The sequence below is a fragment of the Brevundimonas sp. genome (assembly GCF_035627055.1).
Classification (GTDB): domain Bacteria; phylum Pseudomonadota; class Alphaproteobacteria; order Caulobacterales; family Caulobacteraceae; genus Brevundimonas.
The window spans coordinates 224,098-239,680 of record NZ_DASPMM010000010.1; the positions used below are offsets into that span (position 1 = coordinate 224,098).

General features: G+C 69.9%; 15 protein-coding genes and 1 tRNA gene. 10 read left to right on the forward strand and 6 right to left on the reverse strand.

The features are described 5' to 3' along the window. The first annotated feature begins 8 nt into the window (after positions 1-8). The 6 genes from VEA98_RS04810 to VEA98_RS04835 all read left to right on the forward strand — a co-directional run bounded on the left by VEA98_RS04810 (position 9) and on the right by VEA98_RS04835 (position 6,576). The gene (locus VEA98_RS04810) at positions 9-593 is read left to right on the forward strand and encodes a DUF1579 domain-containing protein (protein WP_324811343.1); all 585 of its coding nucleotides are present in this window, start codon (positions 9-11) and stop codon (positions 591-593) included. A 66-nt stretch (positions 594-659) separates the two neighbouring features. Next, entirely contained in the window at positions 660-2,342 is a 1,683-nt protein-coding gene (locus VEA98_RS04815; RefSeq protein ID WP_324811344.1) for a M28 family metallopeptidase, read from the forward strand. Positions 2,343-2,447: 105 nt separating this feature from the next. After that, positions 2,448-4,082, forward strand: a complete 1,635-nt coding sequence (locus VEA98_RS04820) for a M28 family peptidase (protein ID WP_324811345.1) — start codon at positions 2,448-2,450, stop codon at positions 4,080-4,082. A 2-nt stretch (positions 4,083-4,084) separates the two neighbouring features. Then, the gene (locus VEA98_RS04825; protein ID WP_324811346.1) at positions 4,085-4,468 is read left to right on the forward strand and encodes a RidA family protein; all 384 of its coding nucleotides are present in this window, start codon (positions 4,085-4,087) and stop codon (positions 4,466-4,468) included. Positions 4,469-4,510: 42 nt separating this feature from the next. Beyond that, entirely contained in the window at positions 4,511-4,939 is a 429-nt protein-coding gene (locus tag VEA98_RS04830) for a thiol-disulfide oxidoreductase DCC family protein (RefSeq protein ID WP_324811347.1), read from the forward strand. After that, complete coding sequence (locus VEA98_RS04835) at positions 4,936-6,576, forward strand: DUF4166 domain-containing protein (protein ID WP_324811348.1); 1,641 nt, start codon at positions 4,936-4,938, stop codon at positions 6,574-6,576. Before VEA98_RS04830 ends, VEA98_RS04835 begins: the two co-directional genes overlap by 4 nt. Here VEA98_RS04835 and VEA98_RS04840 read toward each other — a convergent pair. From VEA98_RS04840 to VEA98_RS04860, 5 genes are all read right to left on the reverse strand, one after another. Continuing rightward, positions 6,573-7,715, reverse strand: a complete 1,143-nt coding sequence (locus tag VEA98_RS04840; RefSeq protein WP_324811349.1) for a beta-ketoacyl-ACP synthase III — start codon at positions 7,713-7,715, stop codon at positions 6,573-6,575. The two genes, VEA98_RS04835 and VEA98_RS04840, sit on opposite strands and share 4 nt — an antisense overlap. Before the next feature lie 68 nt (positions 7,716-7,783). Beyond that, positions 7,784-8,641 (reverse strand): CoA ester lyase, encoded by an 858-nt coding sequence (locus VEA98_RS04845; RefSeq protein ID WP_324811350.1) that lies wholly within the window; start codon positions 8,639-8,641, stop codon positions 7,784-7,786. Further along, positions 8,641-9,315: an SDR family NAD(P)-dependent oxidoreductase gene (locus VEA98_RS04850; protein WP_324811351.1), complete on the reverse strand. Its 675-nt coding sequence runs from the start codon at positions 9,313-9,315 to the stop codon at positions 8,641-8,643. The genes VEA98_RS04845 and VEA98_RS04850 overlap by 1 nt, the downstream gene beginning before the upstream one ends. Further along, positions 9,312-10,229, reverse strand: coding sequence for an ROK family protein (locus VEA98_RS04855; protein ID WP_324811352.1), 918 nt, complete (start codon positions 10,227-10,229; stop codon positions 9,312-9,314). The genes VEA98_RS04850 and VEA98_RS04855 overlap by 4 nt, the downstream gene beginning before the upstream one ends. 21 nt (positions 10,230-10,250) lie before the next feature. Beyond that, a complete protein-coding gene (locus VEA98_RS04860) occupies positions 10,251-10,745 on the reverse strand; it encodes a GAF domain-containing protein (protein ID WP_324811353.1) in 495 nt (164 codons plus the stop codon). A gap of 263 nt (positions 10,746-11,008) precedes the next feature. Between VEA98_RS04860 and VEA98_RS04865 the strand changes: the two genes are divergently transcribed. The 3 genes from VEA98_RS04865 to VEA98_RS04875 are packed head-to-tail and all read left to right on the forward strand — an operon-like array spanning position 11,009 to position 14,466. Further along, a complete protein-coding gene (locus tag VEA98_RS04865; RefSeq protein WP_324811354.1) occupies positions 11,009-12,493 on the forward strand; it encodes a tetratricopeptide repeat protein in 1,485 nt (494 codons plus the stop codon). Between the two features lie 15 nt (positions 12,494-12,508). Then, positions 12,509-13,996 (forward strand): right-handed parallel beta-helix repeat-containing protein, encoded by a 1,488-nt coding sequence (locus VEA98_RS04870; protein WP_324811355.1) that lies wholly within the window; start codon positions 12,509-12,511, stop codon positions 13,994-13,996. Positions 13,997-14,010: 14 nt separating this feature from the next. Further along, a complete protein-coding gene (locus VEA98_RS04875) occupies positions 14,011-14,466 on the forward strand; it encodes a surface-adhesin E family protein (protein WP_324811356.1) in 456 nt (151 codons plus the stop codon). Between the two features lie 21 nt (positions 14,467-14,487). On the opposite strand, the gene VEA98_RS04880 is transcribed toward VEA98_RS04875, so the two are convergent. Then, a tRNA-Ile gene (locus VEA98_RS04880) sits at positions 14,488-14,563 on the reverse strand. A 204-nt stretch (positions 14,564-14,767) separates the two neighbouring features. On the opposite strand from VEA98_RS04880, the gene VEA98_RS04885 reads away from it, so the two are divergent. After that, complete coding sequence (locus VEA98_RS04885) at positions 14,768-15,574, forward strand: SIMPL domain-containing protein (protein ID WP_324811357.1); 807 nt, start codon at positions 14,768-14,770, stop codon at positions 15,572-15,574. Positions 15,575-15,583: the final 9 nt, after the last annotated feature.

Sequence of the window (15,583 nt, forward strand, 5' to 3'; positions counted from 1 at the left end):
GGATCACCATGTCCAGAAGCTCAGTGATTGCCATGGCGGCCGCGGCCGCGTGTCTTCTGCTCGCCGCCCCGGCTACGGCCACGGCCCAGGACGTCCTGCCGGCGGGGACCCAGGAACAGCGTGACGCCATGCAGGCGTTGTCCTGGATGGATGGCGAGTGGGTCGGCGAGGCGACGATCTTCATGGGTCCGGGCGCGGGCGCCGGCCATCCGCACACCGAGCGGATCGGACCCATCCTCGGCGGCTCGATCAAGGTCATCGAAGGGCGCAGCGCCGGCTCGGCCGACGGGTCACCGGCCTTCAACGCCTTCGCGATCGTCTCATGGGACGACGCCGCCGACCGCTACATGATGCGCTCCTACGCCAACGGTCATGCCGGCGACTTCCCGCTGGAGGCCACGGCGGACGGCTTCAGCTGGACCACCCCGGCCCGGGGCGGCGAGATGCGCTACGTCACCACCTTCAAGGATGGCGAATGGGTCGAGGTCGGACACTTCGCGATGCCCGGCCGTGATCCGATGAAGGTGATCGAGCTACGCCTGCGCCGCCGGGGGGCTACCGACTGGCCGGCGGGCGATCCGGTCATCCCGTGATCGACAGGCGGCGACCGACGCCCTAACGTCCCGCCGGGTTTGTTCATCGGCTGAGGGTCTCGTTTCATGCGTCTGCTCGCCTTCGTGGCCGCGCTCTGCGCCGGCGCGCTGCTTTCGTCCTGCGCTCCCACGATCAGCGCGAGTCCATTCCCGTGGGCCGGCACGATGTCGCCGGCTCCGGAGATCGACGCCGCACAGCTGTCGGAACATGTGCGAATCCTGTCCGACGACAGCTACCAGGGCCGCGGCATCGGCACGCCGGCCGAGGACATGGTCGTTCGCTATCTGAGCGAACAGTACGCCGCCGCCGGCTTCGAGCCCGGCGGGCCCAACGGCGGCTGGACCCAGGACGTCACGCTGAACCGCTTCACCGCCTCCAACATCCGCGCCGGCTTCAAGATCGGCGGCGAGACCATCCCGCTGGCGCAGGGCCAGCAGATCGTCGTCTCGACCCGCCTGCCGGGCAGCCATGTGATGCTGGCGGACGCGCCGCTGGTCTTCGTCGGCTACGGCATCAAGGCGCCCGAGCGGAACTGGGACGACTTCAAGGACGTCGACGTCCGCGGCAAGGTCATCGTCGTGCTGGTCAACGACGCCGACTTCGAACAGCCGGAGCTGAACACCTTCAACGGCCGGGCCATGACCTACTACGGTCGCTGGACCTACAAGTACGAGGAGGCCGCGCGTCAGGGCGCCGCGGGCGTCATCATCGTGCACGAGACCGCCCCCGCCTCCTACGGCTGGGCGACCGTCACCAACAGCTGGTCGGGTCCGCAGTTCGACATTGTGCGCCAGAACGCGGCGGCCGAGCGCGTGTCGATGGAGAGCTGGATTCAGCGGGACGTGGCCGTCGACCTGTTCCGCCGGGCGGGACTCGATTTCGAGGTCCTGAAAACCCAGGCGCGCAGCCGCGACTTCCGGCCCGTCACCCTCGACGGCGCGACCTTCAGCGGCATGTTCGACGTCGCCACAAGCCAGATCACCACGAAGAATGTCATCGCCCGCCTGCCGGGTACGACCCATCCGGATGAGTCCATCCTCTACACCGCCCACTGGGACCACATCGGCGTGGGTGAACCGGACGCCAGTGGCGACGCCATCTTCAACGGAGCGGTCGACAACGCCACCGGCACCGCCGGCCTGCTGGAACTGGCGCGGGTCTGGGGCGCGGGCCCCCGCCCCGAGCGCTCCATCGTGATGGTCAGCTTCACCGCCGAGGAAAGTGGCCTGCTGGGTTCGGAATTCTACGCCGCCAACCCCGTCTATCCGCTCGAGAAGACTGTGGCCGGCTTCAACATGGACGCCATGAACGTCTATGGCCGCGTCGCTCACCTCGGAGTCATCGGCTATGGCCAGTCCGAGCTGGACGAGCGACTGACCGCCGCGGCCGGGCGTCAGGGCCGCACCGTCACGCCGGACGAGAATCCGGCCGCCGGCAGCTATTTCCGCAGCGATCATTTCCCGCTCGCCAAGCGCGGCGTGCCCATGGCCTACGCCGAGGGCGGCGGTGATTTTCGCGATGAGCCGGTCGCCGCCCGCGAGGCCGCCCGGGACGAATACGGGGCCCGCCGCTACCACCAGGCCGACGACGAGTGGTCGCCCGACTGGGACCTGCGCGGCCAGATCGAGGATCTCGAGGTCGCCCTGTGGATCGGTCGGGATCTGGCCAACAGCCGTGACTGGCCCGGCTGGAAGCCGGGCTCGGAGTTCGGCCCGGCCCGGGCGGCGAGCGCGGCCGCACGCCGCTGAGCCGCCGCGTCGCGGCCGCGCTGCGGACATGACGAAAACTTAATGGGCGGGCCGCCGGGGCCGCCCTAGAGTGCGCCCCATCAATCCGGGGATGGAGTTTCCCATATGCTTCGCAAGATGATGGGCGGCGTCGCCGTCGCCGCCGTTCTGCTGTCCGCCGGACTGGCGTCCGCCCAGGACTTCTCCGCCGAGCGGATCAGCAACGACATCCGCGCCATCAGCGCCGACGCCTTCCAGGGCCGCTACCCAGGCAGCGAGGGCGAGCGGATGACGCTGGCCTGGCTGCAGGCGCAGTACGAGGCGATGGGGCTCCAGCCCGGCGGCCCCGATGGCCAATGGCTGCAGGAAGTGACGCTGAACCGCTTCACGCCGGTGGCGGGCGCCGCCAGCGCCAGCTGGACCGGCCCGGACGGCGTCAGCCATTCGCTGACCGTCGGGACCGACGTCACCCTGCGCGCCATCTCCAACGACGGCCGCGCCTCGATCAGCAACGCTCCGGTGGTCTTCGCCGGCTACGGCATCAGCGCGCCGGAGCGGAATTGGGACGACTACGGCGACATGGACGTGCGCGGCAAGGTCGTGGTGGTGATCAGCGGCGAGCCCGAGGGCGACGTGTTCAACGGCGAGTATGACACCAACTACCAGTCCGCCGCCTACAAGGCCGACGAAGCGGTCCGCCGCGGCGCAGTCGGCATCGTCACGCTCGTCACGGAGCCGGCCGACTCGCAGACCTGGCGCCGGGCGGCCCAGTTCGCGAACCGCACCCGCACGATGACCCCGGGTGCGGCTGACCTCGAATTCTCCATGGCCGTCAATCACGACGTGGCCCTGCAGTGGGCCACGGCGGCCGGCCTGGACATGGCGCAACTGGGCTCCATCGGCTCGGGCGCCTTCAAGGCGGTGCCGCTGAACGGCGTCACCCTGTCGGTCGCGACCCAGGAAACCATCGACCCGCTGGTCACCCACAACCTGCTGGCCCGCATTCCCGGAACCGAGCGCCCGGACGAGACCATCATCTACTCGGCCCACTGGGACCACGTCGGCGTCGGCGGGGACCACGTCAGTCCGGTCTCGACTACCGAAGACAACATCTACAACGGGGCCTGGGACAACGCGTCGGGCACCATCGGCGTGCTCGAGATGGCCCGCCAGATCAGCGCCGCCCCGCGGCCGGAGCGCTCCATCGTCTTCGCCCATATGGCGGCCGAGGAGATGGGCCTGATGGGCGCCTACGGTTACGCCGCCGATCCGGTCTATCCGCTGGAAACCACTGTGGCGGACATCAACATCGACATGCTGCCGCTGTCGGGACCGACGAAGGACATCCCGATCTTCGGCAAGGGCCAGAACGACCTTGAGGACCGCTTGCAGGCCCTGGCCGAGCCGCTGGGCCGCTATGTTTCCGACGACCACATGCCGGAACAGGGCTTCTACTACCGCTCCGACCACTTCCCCTTCGCCCGCATGGGCGTGCCGGCGATCATGCCGTGGCACGGCTGGGACTGGGTCGAGGGCGGGCGTGAAGCCGGCGAGGCCGCCTGGCGCGCCAAATTCGCCGCCGACTACCACAAGCCCTCGGACGAATGGTCGGCGGACTGGAACCTGACCTCGGCGGTCGAGAACCTGACCCTGCTGTACCACCTCGGCCTCGACCTCGCGAACAGCGAGGATTGGCCGGGCTGGAAGCCGACCTCCGAGTTCGCCTCGGTCCGCGCCCGCTCGGACGCCGCGCGTCAGTGAGCGTGACGATACGGCCCCTGACCGGCGACGGCTCGCCGCCGGTCGAGGGCTCGTATCCGCAGGCGGTGGAGGTCACCGGACCCACCCGTTGGCTCTACCTGTCCGGCCAGATTCCGGTCGGGTCGGACGGGTCGCTCGCCAGCGATTTCACCCGCCAGTGCGAGCAGGTGTGGGACAATATCGAGACCCAGCTGGCCGCCGCCGGCATGACGCTGGACAATCTGGTCAAGGTCACGACCTTCCTCTCGGACCGACGCTACGCGCTCGAGAACCGTGAAGTGCGGGTGCGTCGGCTCGCGGGACGTCAACCGGCCCTGACGGTGATCGTCACCGGCATCTTCGATGAGGCGTGGCTGGTCGAGATCGAGGCGGTGGCGGCGGCGTAACGTCGCCTTGCGCCCGGCGCCGGCGCGCCGCACCGTCCACCGATGAGCCGCTGGTCTCCGCAACCCTGTCCAGACGAGCCGGACGGCCTGATCCTGTTCGACGGGGTCTGCGTGTTCTGCTCGCGATGGGTGCGGTTCGTGATGCGGCTGGACCGCGAGCGTCGCTTCCGCTTCCTGCCCATCCAGACGGAACGTGGGCGGGCGCTCGCCAGCCGTTACGGGATCGATCCGGATGCGCCGCAGACCAATGCCGTTCTGTGGGGCGGACGCATCTTCTTCAAGTCGGACGCCGCCCTGACGGTGCTGGGCGCATTCCCCGAAACCGCGCCGCTCGCTGCGCTGAAGATTGCGCCGAGGGGCTTGCGCGACCCGATCTATGACCTGGTCGCACGCAATCGGTACCGCATCTTCGGCCGGACCGATCAGTGCATGGCGCCGTCGCCGGAAGACAGCGACCGCTTCCTGTCATGACCCGGGTGCTGGTGGTCGGCGCAGGCGGTGTGTTCGGCTCCCGCCTGTGCGAGGGGCTGCTGCGGAGCGGCTATGGGGTGGTCGTGGCGGGGCGCTCTCTGGACCGCGCCGAAGCGGTGGCCGCGCGGCTCAGGGGCGGCGCCCCGGGCCCAGTCGTGGAGGTCGCCGCGCTCGACACGGCGACGGTCACGGCCGAGGCGCTGAAGGCGACAGGGGCCGCGATCGTCGCCGATGCGGCGGGGCCGTTTCAGGGCGCGGAGCCGACCGTCGCCCGGGCGGCCATCGCGGCGGGACTGCACTACGTCGATCTCGCCGACGGCCGGGACTTCGTCGCAAGCTTCTCGGCGCTGGACGAGGCGGCCAAGGCCGCGGGTGTGGTCGCCCTGTCCGGCTGCAGTTCCACGCCGGCGCTGTCCAATACGGTGCTCGATCGGCTGACCGCCGGATGGCGCGAGATCGTCTCGGTCGAGGCGGCGATCTCGCCCGGCGCGAGGGCCCCGCGTGGCCTGTCGGTCATGCGCGCCATCCTGTCGTGGATCGGCCGTCCGGTACGGGTTTTCGAGAACGCCGGCTGGACCGTGCGGCCGGGCTGGGGCGGGCTGTATCGCCGGGACTTCGGCCGCGCCGGCCGGCGGCGGGTGTCGTTGTGCGAGACGCCCGATCTGGACCTCCTGCAGACCCGGTTCCAGCCGCGCCAACGGGCGCTGTTTCTGGCCGGCCTGGAGCCGTGGCCCGCCCATCTGGGTGCATGGTTGCTGGGAGGGCTGGTGCGGTTGTTGCGGTTCGATCCCTTGCCTCTGGCTCGCCTGCTGGTGCGGCTGTCCGGCTGGGCGGCGCCGCTTGGATCGGATCGCGGCGCCATGCGGGTCGAGGCCTATGGCGTGGATGGCGAAGGCCGCGCCGCGCGGGCCGTCTGGCGACTGGTCGCCGAGCCCGGCGAGGGTCCGGTGACCCCCAGCCTCCCGGCGCTGGCGGCGATCAAGGCCATCGCGGCGGGGCGTGTCGGGTCCGGAGCCCGGCCCTGCGTCGGAGTGCTGGCGCTGGAGGACATCGTCGCGGAGATGGCGCCGCACGGTCTGGAGACGGAGACAATCGCGGAGCGGGGCGCGATCTACGCCCGCGCCATCGGACCGGCCTTCGACACCCTGCCGGTGGCGATCCGGGCGCTGCACGAAACGCCCGGCCGATCAGTGTGGCGGGGCGAGGCGACGACCGAAGGCGCGACGGGGCCGCTCGCCGCCTTCGTCGCGGCGGTCGTGGGTTTCCCGAAAGCGCAGGCGGCCTGTCCGGCTGAGGTCACAATCGACGCCGACGGCGACCGCTCGGTCTGGCGCCGCCGCATCGGCGGCCACGCCTTCGCCAGCGTGCTGTCGGCGCCGCGCGTGGGCGGGCGCGTCTGCGAACGGTTCGGGCCGCTGAGCATGGAGCTGCGTCTGGTCCCGGAAGCCGGGCGTCTGGTCTACCGTGTCGAAGGCTGGCGTGTCGGGCCGATCCCGCTGCCGCGCGCGCTGGCCCCGTCCACCCGCGCCCATGAGGAGGTCGATGCGCAGGGCCGCTTCGTCTTCGACGTCGAGATATCCGCGCCGCTGATCGGTCGGCTGGTGCGCTACCGCGGCTGGCTGGTGCGCGGGCGCTAGCCCCGCTTCCTTACGAACACCGTCCCCGCGGAATAGCCCGCTCCGAAGCTGCAGATCAGGCCGACGTCGCCAGGCGCGAAGCCATCGCTGTGCAGGTGGAAGGCGATGATCGATCCGGCCGAGGAGGTGTTGGCGTAGTCGTCGAGGATGATGACGTTTTCCTCGGGCGTCGGCTCGCGGCCCAGCACCTTGCGGCCGATGAACTGGTTCATGTTGATGTTGGCCTGGTGCAGCCACAGCCGCTTCAGCTGGTGCGGGTCGAGGCCCAGCTCGACGGCATGATCGACGATCATCTCAGAGACCATCGGCACCACGTCCTTGAACACCTTGCGGCCCTGCTGGACGAACATCTTGTCGGTGAGGCCGGTCGGGGAGACGGGTTCGGCCTCTCCGGTCGGCAGGGCGGCCTTGTTGAGGAAGCCGAAATTGTTGCGGATGTTGTTCGACATCACGGTCTTCAGCCGCGTGCCGAGGATTTCCCAGCCGTCGGTCGCCTGTTCCTCCGCCTCGATGATCACGGCGGTGGCGACGTCGCCGAAGATGAAGTGGCTGTCGCGGTCCTTGAAGTTCAGGTGGGCCGAGCAGACTTCCGGATTGACCATCAGCACCGCCTTGACCGAGCCGGACGCGATGAAATCGGCCGCCGTCTTGATGCCGAAGGTGGCCGAGCTGCAGGCCACGTTCATGTCGAAGGCGAAGCCCTCGATGCCGAGCGCCTGCTGCACCTCGATGGCCATGGCGGGGTAGGGGCGCTGCATGTTGGAGGCGGCGCAGAGGACGGCGCCGATCTCGCTGACCGGCTTGCCCCAGCGGGCAATGGCGTCCTGTGCGGCCTTGACCGCCATCTCGGCGAGGATCGACAGTTCGTCGTTGGGCCGCTCGGGCAGGTTCGGGACCATGCGCGACGGATCGAGGATGCCGACCTTGTCCAGGACGAAACGCGACTTGATGCCCGACGCCTTCTCGATGAACTCGACCGACGAGGAGGTCAGCGGCTCCATCTCGCCGGCCTCGATGGCGTCGGCGTGATCGGCGTTGAAGCGGTCGGCGAAGGCGTTGTAGGCCGCGACCAGTTCTTCGTTCGAGATGGACTGTTCCGGCGTGAACAGGCCCGTGGCGGCGATGACGGCTTTGGACACTGTGGGCGTTCCTATCGCTCGGCGCCCGGCGCCTCGCTGGTGGGGCGCGGGTCTTGTTTCTGAACGGACTAGATAGGCCGGTCTGAAGGCGAGGTCGAGGCGGCGGCGTGGCGGGCCAGCAGGCGGTGGGCGGCGTCGAGGTGCAGCCGCTCGACCATCCGGTAGCCGACGCGGATCGCCCCCTTGCCCTCCGCCTCGGCCGTGGCGAAGGCGGCGACAACCTCGCGGGCCCGGGCGACCTCCTCGGGCGACGGCGAAAAGGCAGCGTTTGCAGCGGCGATCTGGTTCGGATGGATCAGGCTCTTGCCGTCAAAGCCGAAGGCCCGGCCTTGGCGACATTCCGCCTCCAGCCGATCCGAGTCGTCGGTGGCGTTGACGACGCCGTCGATGGCCAGAAGACCATGGCCGCGCGCGGCGGCGACCACGGCCGCGAGCCACGGTTTCAACGGCTCACGATCAGGCCCGAGCACCAGGTTCATCCGCTCGCCGAAGTCATTGATGCCCAGCATCAGCGCCGCCAGGGGAGCCCCCGCGCCGGCGATCGAGTCGAGTCGCAGCACGGACAAGGGGGTCTCGATCATGATCCACAGAGGCATGCCCTCCGGCAGGCGGGCCGCGGCCTCTCGCACGGCCTCGGCGCTCTCGATCTTGGGCGCGACCACGAAATCCGGCTTCGAGCCGGACAGGGCGACCAGATCGTCGGCGCCCCACGGCGTGTCGAGTCCGTTCACCCGGACGCCCACCCGCCCGCGGAAGCCCCCGGCCTCCAGGGCCGCAACCGCCGCTTGCCGCGCCTCCGCCTTGGCGTCCGGGGCGACGGCGTCCTCAAGGTCGAGGATCACCGCGTCGCAATCGAGTCCCCGGGCCTTCTCGATCGCCCGAGCATTGCTGGCGGGCAGATAAAGGACGGAGCGGACCAGCTGCATCAGACCCGGCCCGTGACAGGGATCAGTGCGCCGGTGATCGCCCGGCTCTCCGGCGAGGCGAGGAACAGCATCACCCGGGCGAGATCGGCCGGCTGGACCCATTTCGCCGGATCTGCGTCGGGCATGTCCTTGCGGTTCTGACCCGTGTCCAGGATGGACGGCAGGACGGCGTTCACGGTGACCGAGGTCGACTTCAATTCCTCAGCGAGGCTTTCGGTCAGCCGGTGGACGCCGGATTTGGAGGCGGCGTAGGCCCCCATGCCCGCGGCGCTCTTCAGGGCGGCGTTGGCGCCGACATTGACGATCCGGCCTTCCGGAGACCGCTTGAGGTGCGGCAGGGCGGCGCGGCTGGCGTTCAACGCCGTCTTCAGGTTGAGGGCGAACATCCGGTCCCAGGCCGGCGCGGCGTCGTCCACGCCCTGCCAGACGAAACCGCCGGCGATGTTGAGCAGGGCGTCGATCCGGCCGAACCGTTCGACAACCGCTGCGATCGCCCGGTCCGCCGCCGCGGCCTCGGTCAGATCGACTCCGCCGACCTCCAGCACGCCCGCCGGGACCGGCAGGCCGGAGGCGTGGTCGATCACCGCCACGTTCAGGCCGTCGGCGAGCGCCGCCTCGACCACCGCTCGGCCCAGAACCCCGTGCCCCCCCGTGACGGCAATGGTGCGGGTCATGCGAAATTCTCCAGACGGGTTGGTGAAGGCCAGAGGCGGGCGGCCCCGCGCACGCCCGACGAATCGCCCCAGCGGGCCGGAGCGATGCGCCCGCGCCACGCATCGGTGAAGGCATGGCGTTCGACGATCGGGGGCAGGGCGGCGTAGAGCTCCTCGACATTCGAAAGCCCGCCGCCGAGGACGAAGGCGTCCGGATCGATCAGGTTGACGACCATGGCGATGGCCCGGCCCAGCCGCTCGATGCACAGGTCCAGCGATCGCCGCGCCTCCGCCTCGCCCCCGCGCGCCGCCGCGACGATCTCTTCGGCTGTCAACGACTGGCCCGTCCGTTCGAAATGGTCCCGTTGCAGGCCGGTGCCCGACACCCATGTCTCCAGACATCCGTTCAGCCCGCACCAGCAGGCCGGGCCGGGCGCCTCTTCGGCCGATGGCCACGGGAGGGAGGTGTGGCCCCACTCGCCGGCCACCCCGTTGGCCCCTTCGAGAAGCGCCCCGTTCACCGCCACGCCGCCGCCGCAGCCGGTGCCGAGGATGATGGCGAACACCACCGCCTTGCCGGCCGCCGCTCCGTCGACCGCTTCTGAAAGCGCGAGGCAGTTGGCGTCGTTGGCCAGCCGCACCGGCCGCCCCAGCGCCTGCTCCAGGTCCTGCGGGAAGGCGCGGCCATTCAGCCAGGTCGAGTTGGCGTTGCGCATCAGGCCGCTCGTCGGAGACACCGATCCCGGCGCCGCCACGCCGATGGGGCCGCTGGCGCCCGTCTCCGCCTCGACGGCCGCGATCAGCCGGGCGACCGTCTGAAGGGCGGCGTCATAATCCCCGGGGTTGCGCTCCCGGCGGCGGGCTACAAAGGCGCCGTCGTCGCCGACGACCGCCGCCTCGATCTTGGTGCCGCCGAAGTCGATGCCGATCCGCATGGCCTGAGGCTTAGCAGATGATCAGGCGGCGAACACCCGGGCCATCAACCGTTCGAGCGCCTCCGCATCGACGCCGTCGAAGGCGCCCGTTTCGGTTGCGTCGACGTCCAGGACGGCGATCAGGCGACCCGCCCCATCATGCACCGGAACGACGATCTCGCTGGCCGAACGGCTGTCGCAGGCGATATGGCCCGGGAAGGCGTTGACGTCCTCGACGATCTGCGTGGACCGGTCCCGCGCCGCCGTCCCGCAGACGCCGCGACCGAAGGCGATGCGCAGGCAGCCCAGCGTGCCCTGATAGGGGCCCACCACCAGTTCTTCGGCGCGGTCTGGGTCGACCACATAGAAGCCGGTCCAGAAGAAGGCGGGGAAGGCGTCGGCGAGCATCGACCCGACCGTCGCCATCCGCGCGGTCAGGTTCGGCTCCCCGTCCAGCACCGCCAGGATCTCCGCCTCTAATTCGGCATAACGGGCGGCCTTGTCGGCGGGGCGATCGTCACGGGCGACGTAGGACATCGGGAGAGCTCCGGGGATACTGCCGAGGCATATAGGGGTCGCTAGCGGCGGACGCGAGGGCCGGGTTTCCCCTCTCAGGGGAAATACAAACCGCTGATTCGCGTGGACAACTTTCGCCGAGTCACAAAATGGCCGTGATGCGGCAACGCTTTGTCGCGAAACGGCGTTAACCTTGACAGACAGTTAACTGGACCGGAGTGTCCGGTCGCGCAAAGCTTAACGGGCGAGCCGGGGGACGCCCGCTCCAGTTGGTGCGAGGTTGTATGGGCGAGGGCGAGGCCAACAAGACCGACCGCGGCCGGTTCGACCGGTCGCGCGGGCCCGTCGCCATCGCGGCGATCGCCGGCGTGCTGGCGCTCACGGCGTTCGGCATGGCGTCCTGCGGCGACCGCGGCAGCGGCATACGCTTCTGGCAGCGCGCCGACGCCAGCTCCAACGCCTGTCCGCGTCCGGCGTCGCTGACCGGTTCCGAATTCAACGCCCAGGAGACCGGGCTTCGCGCTCTGCGCCGGGCCGCCTTCCGCGGGGACTTCTTCGCCCAGCTGGAGCTGGGATCGCGCTACGCAGCCCTGCGCGCCACCGACAAGAACATCGAGGACCCGATCGAGAGCGCCACCTGGTACGCCATGGCGCTGGCCAACGACGAGGGCTACGCCCCGATCAACCGGGTCGACCGCGGCGGCTTCGGCGGCTGGCGGCCGCTGTCGAAATACGACGACTGCCGCGCCTTCGAGCGGCACACGGCCTACCAGCGCCTGGACCGTCAACTGGGCCAGATGACCCGGGAAGAGCAGGAGTCGGTTCGAGACCGGGTCGTCTACATCCTGTCGACCCAGGACGCGGAGGGCTTCCGCACCCTGGCGCGGCTCCATGACGGCCTGTACGGCCCGTTCGGCGAACCCGAGGACAACCGCGAGGCGCGCGAGGCCTGGGGCCGCGGCAGCGGCGGGCCGGACACCCGCGACCGCCGCCGGCGCGGCTATCTGGCGGCGACCAGCCTGTTCCCGCGCAACGACGTCGACGCGTATCTGTACAACTATCTGGCGGTGCAGACCGGCGACGTCGGCGCCTATGTGCTGATGAAGGATTTCGAACGCTCCGCCCCCAGCCGCGATCAATACAGCCGATTTGTCGAGGCCAAGGCCCGGCAGTGGACGCCGCCGTTCGAATTCTATCCCAACGAGGCCCCGGCCTCGGGCGTGCCCTTCTCCGACGAAAGCCGGCCGAGGGGCGACGCCTACGAATACGCTCTGACCCGGATGGGAACCGAACTGCCGTTCGTCCACGTCGGGCGAGCCCTCCGCTACCTCGGCATCACCGAGACGGTTCCAGCCCGGCCCGAGGACCTTTCCAAGCGCCAGGTCGAGACCCTTGAGGCCATGCTGGGCCACCCGATGGAGAGCCGGCTTTCCTACCTGGAGCGGGTCCGCGCCATCCAGTTGGCCGCGATCAACGGCTCGTCCGAGGCGCAGCTGGTCCTGGCGGTGATGTACGCCGAGGGCATCGGCCTGCCCGCCGACTACGCCCGGGCCTTCAAGTGGTTCGACGAGGCTGCGCGCCAGGGCAGCCCCGAGGCCAAGTTCGCCATGTCGAGCTATTTCGCCCTCGGCGTCTCCGGCGTGGCCGATCAGGACAAGGCCCAGGCCGTGGCCCTGCGCATCGATTCGGCCCTGTCCGGCTTCGGTCCATCGGCCGCCCGCCTGCAGGCCGTGCTGGCCCAGGTCTCCCGTTCGCAGCAGCGCCGTTAAGGAGGGCGTGGAGCAATGACGATCCGTTTCCCCTTCGGTCGCTTCCGCACCACGATGGCCGGCGTCGCCATCATGGCCGCCGCGGTCGCCGGCGTCGCCCTGACCCAGAGCCCGCAGGCCCATGCCCAGGTCGCCGCCAAGGTGGAGAGCCAGACCCGGCCCAATTTCGGCCTGTTGCTGGACCCGCCGACGCGCAGCTATCACAGCCGCGGCTCGCATCACCGGCGCTATGACTACGGCCGCCACCGGCCCGACTACTACCGCGACGGCTTCCGCCCCGGCGGCGAGGAGATTGTGCTGGTCGACTGCGGCGGCAATCCCGGCACCGGGGCCGTCGAGGACGCCGTGCGCCGGGTCCGCCCGGGCGGAACCCTGGTCATCCGCGCCCGTGCGGGCGCCTGCGTCGGCTGGCTGAACATCGACAAGCCGCTGACCATCATCGGCGAGAGCGGCTTCGATCCGCGCGACTGGGCCCGCACCGGCAACCCGACGCTCCAGGCCCCCGACGGCCTGCCCTGCATCACCGTGGCCCAGGGCGTCCGCGTCGAGATCCGCGACATGGTCTTCGCCTCCCCGCGCGCCGGCGACGCCGCCTGCGTGGTCGGCTACGGGGCCGAGATCGTCATGAACCGGGTCGGCTTCCGCCACGCGGGCGACGAGGCCGCCATCTACGCCGACGGCGGCCTGCTCGACCTGCGCAACACTATCATCGAGGCCCAGACGGTCGCGCCGGCGATCGTCGCCGACGGGGCCGTGCTCAACGCCTGGGAGGTCGTGGTCGCGGGCGCCCAGTCGGGGCTGGAGCTGATCCCCGGCGCGGGCCAGACCTCGCGGGTGGCCTCGACCACGCTGAAGGGCACCAATGCGCCCAACGCCTTCGGGCCGCGCTCGATCGGGATCATCGTCCGCTCGGGCCGCGACTACGGACGCGTCGAGATCGAGAACACCGCCATCGTCGGCTACGTCGAGGGCGTCGCCATCGAAGGCGCATCGGTCGATATCAGCAACAGCCGCGTGGGCCGGTCCGACAAGGGGGTGGTGCTCTACAACGGCGAACTGCGCCTGACCGACAGCCGCATCCGGGCGGCCACAGTCGGCGTCGCCGCCGCCTCGGGCAGCGCCGTGGTGGTCAACAACGTCTTCTCGGGCGTGCGCGAGGTGATCTACGCCGAGGATCGCGCCAATGTTCAGGCGCGCGGCAACCGGGTCTATTCGCAATCCGTCTGCCGGCCCCAGTTCCGTGATCGGTATCGCGGCCGGTACGAACCCTACTGGCGCCCGGGCGACGGCTGGGAGTGCGCCTTCGGCGCCTATCCGCGCAACTGGTGGGACGCCGAGGACGGCCTCCTGGGCCTCGAGTACCAGGACGACGGCTATTCGCTCGACGGCTACGACCGCTACCAGCGCGGTCAGGGCTGGTACGACCGCGACGGCCGCTACATCGAGGACGACCGTTACCGGGGCGAGGACCGCTGGAGCCGGGGTGGAGGCTGGCGGCGGTGACGCGCGGGTTAGCCATGAAGGCTCTGGCCGTCCTCGTTTTCGTACTCACAGTGGCCAGTGCGCCATCCGCCGAAGCTGCGGATTTCAGACGGCTGGCAATGAGCATCGCGGGGGACTTCTTCATCGACACTCGGTCGATCGATGATGCAGTCGCGGTCCGAAGCGCCACGGTCCTGACCGTATGGCCTGACGACTTTGACGAAGACGTGGAGGTCGAGCTCAGACGGATTGAGTTCGACTGCGCCGCCTATCGGACCCGCACGGCTTCAAGCCGAACCTATACCCTTGAGATGACCTTAAAAAGAGATACACGCGATCCGGGTCCTTGGGAGGCGGTCACGGATGGGTCGGTCGGTCGCGTTCTCTGGGGCTTCGTCTGCCGGGGTGAGGTTCCTCAAGATGTCGATTCACAGACGTATCGATCGGCCCGGGCCGCTGCGCAGGCGACCGTGCAAGAATTCCGCGAGTAGCCGTCTGCATCAGGAGGTGGATGGTAGGCCCGGCAGGACTCGAACCTGCAACCAGACCGTTATGAGCGGTCGGCTCTAACCATTGAGCTACGGGCCCCGCCATGGCGGCGCTCGTGGCCTAGCAGGCGGCGCCGCGGCTTGCCAAGCGCCTTGGTCCCGACGCCGGCCTGTCGCCGATTTCACGGCGATGAACGGAAACTGCCAACCCCGCCCGGGCGTTCGTTCAGGCGGAAACGGCCAAGGTGCCGCCACGGTCCGCGCACACCTTCGACGGGCCGCCCCGCATCAGGAGACGATCACCATGAACCGCCCCGCCGCCCCAGCCCGAGCCGCCGCCCTGCCGGCGCTGTCCAACCGCATCCTGCTGATGAGCGGGGGCGTACTGGCCGCGGCCGCCATCGCCTTGGCCGCCCCGTCGGCCTTCGCCCAGTCCCAGCCCGGCGGCGGCGCGCCTCTGACCATCCAGGCCCTGACCGAGCGCCCGGCCCTGAACCTGTCGGCCTATGGCGAGGTCAAGACCGCGCCGGACATGGCCACGATCAGCTTCGGCGTCGTCACCGAGGCCTCCACCGCCGCCGAGGCGATGAGCCAGAACGCCGCCCGCATGAACCAGGTCATGGCCGCCCTGCGCCGTGCGGGCATCGCGGACCGCGATGTCCAGACTTCAGGCCTGAACCTGTCGGCCCAGTACGACTACGTCCAGAATGAGCCGCCCCGCCTGCGCGGCTACCAGGCCAACAACCGCGTGACGGTGGTCATCAACGACCTGAACGCCGTCGGCTCCACCGCTGACGCCGTGGTCGCCGCCGGCGTCAACCAGATCGACGGCATCGGCTTCGGCCTCAAGGACCCGAGCGCGGCCGAGAACCAGGCGCGCCAGATCGCAGTGCGCAACCTGCAGGCCAAGGCGGCCCTGTACGCCCAGGCGCTGGGTGTGGACCTCGGCGGCATCCGCTCGCTGACCGAGGGCGGCGGCTATGCGCCCCAGCCGCCGCGGCCGATGTACGCCCGCGCCGAAATGGCCATGGACGCCGGCAGCACCCCGGTCGCCGCCGGCGAACTGACGGTGCGGATCGATATCACCGGTGTGTACGACCTGAACCGGTAGAGGTCGGAC